The sequence below is a fragment of the Sciscionella marina DSM 45152 genome (genome assembly GCF_000379465.1).
In the GTDB taxonomy this organism is placed as follows: Bacteria; Actinomycetota; Actinomycetes; order Mycobacteriales; family Pseudonocardiaceae; genus Sciscionella; species Sciscionella marina.
The window spans coordinates 1-1426 of sequence record NZ_KB905460.1; the positions used below are offsets into that span (position 1 = coordinate 1).

General features: G+C 65.3%; 1 pseudogene. It reads left to right on the top strand.

Annotation, left to right across the window (positions count from 1 at the left end):
* The first annotated feature begins 132 nt into the window (after nucleotides 1-132).
* Nucleotides 133-1060: pseudogene (locus tag A37U_RS50840) on the top strand (IS5 family transposase).
* Nucleotides 1061-1426: the final 366 nt, after the last annotated feature.

Consider the following 1426-nt stretch of genomic DNA (forward strand, 5'->3'; position numbering starts at 1 on the left):
GAGCGTGTCTCGAGTCACGACCAAGGGTGGGACGACCGACGCCAACCCTGCCAGCCGGTCCCAGACCAGCCACCGGAAAGACTCACAGCGTGTCTCCCAAATATGTGGGTCCTGACTAGCGAAGATCGGCTGGTGATGCGTAGCGGTGTAATTTCTGATGAGTTTTGGGCGGCCGTCGAGCCGGTGATGCCCTCGGATGAGGGTAAGCGGGGCAACAGGTTCACCAACCACCGGTTGATGCTGGAAGCGATCGTATGGCGGTTCCGCACGGGCAGCCCGTGGCGGGATCTGCCGGCCGATTTCGGGCCGTGGCAGACGGTGTGGAAGCGGCATCATCGATGGTCCTTGGATGGCACCTATGACGAGATGTTCGCCCAGGTTGCGTCCGTGTTCGGGTTCCGTGCCGCGATGGTCGCGAACGTCGAGGAGTTGCTGTCGGTGGATGCGACGAGCGTGCGGGCGCATCAACATGCCGCGGGCGCCCGGTCCGACATGCTCGCCACAGGGGGCTCTGTCGAATTACAAGAAGGCTGCCGATGAGCCCGCCGACCACGCGATCGGCCGTTCGCGTGGCGGGCTCACCACGAAGGTTCATGCCCTGACCGATCAGCGACAAGCTCCGGTCGAGGTCCGGTTGACCGCAGGGCAGGCCGGCGACAACCCCCAACTGGTGTCGCTGCTCGAGGCCTACGCCCAGCAGCGCCGAGACCAGGGCGAGTCCAACCGCGACTTCCGGCTACTCGCCGACAAGGCGTACTCGCATCCGAGTACACGGGCCGAATTACGTTCCCGACGAATCAAACACACCATCCCCGAGCGCACAGACCAGATCGCTCGGCGAAAGGCCAAAGGATCGGCCGGTGGCCGACCACCCGCGTTCGGCGCCGACCTCTACGCGCGGCGCAACACCGTCGAACGAGGCTTCAACCGGCTCAAACAGTGGCGCGGCATCGCGACCCGCTACGACAAGTACGCCCTGACCTACCTCGGTGGCGTCCTCCTGGCCAGCACCGTCATCCACGCCCGCGTAGGAGTATGCGAATCGGGAGACACGACCTAGCCGGGTTGAAACCGGACGGTCAAGGTCAGCTACTGTCCGTGACCGGCAAGAGTCTCAGACGATGGCGTTGCCGTCGATTCAAGAGGCCGTTCCACATAGGGGTCGGTTGCGAACACTCGTGATCTTCAGGTCCGCGACGCAGACCTGGGTCGTCGGTGGCCGCCTTGATGCCGGGGTCGCGCGATGCCAGAGTGGGTCCCGGATGATCCGGCGGAAGGGAGGGCTTGGGACGGTGCAGGGTCCGCAGCCGCCGGAGATCGACTACGGGCAGGTGTACCGGAGGGGGAGGGTCCCGTGGGACCTCGGGGAGCCCCAGCCGGCTCTAGGTGAACTCGTCGACGCTGGATGGTGCACCGGCACCGTGCT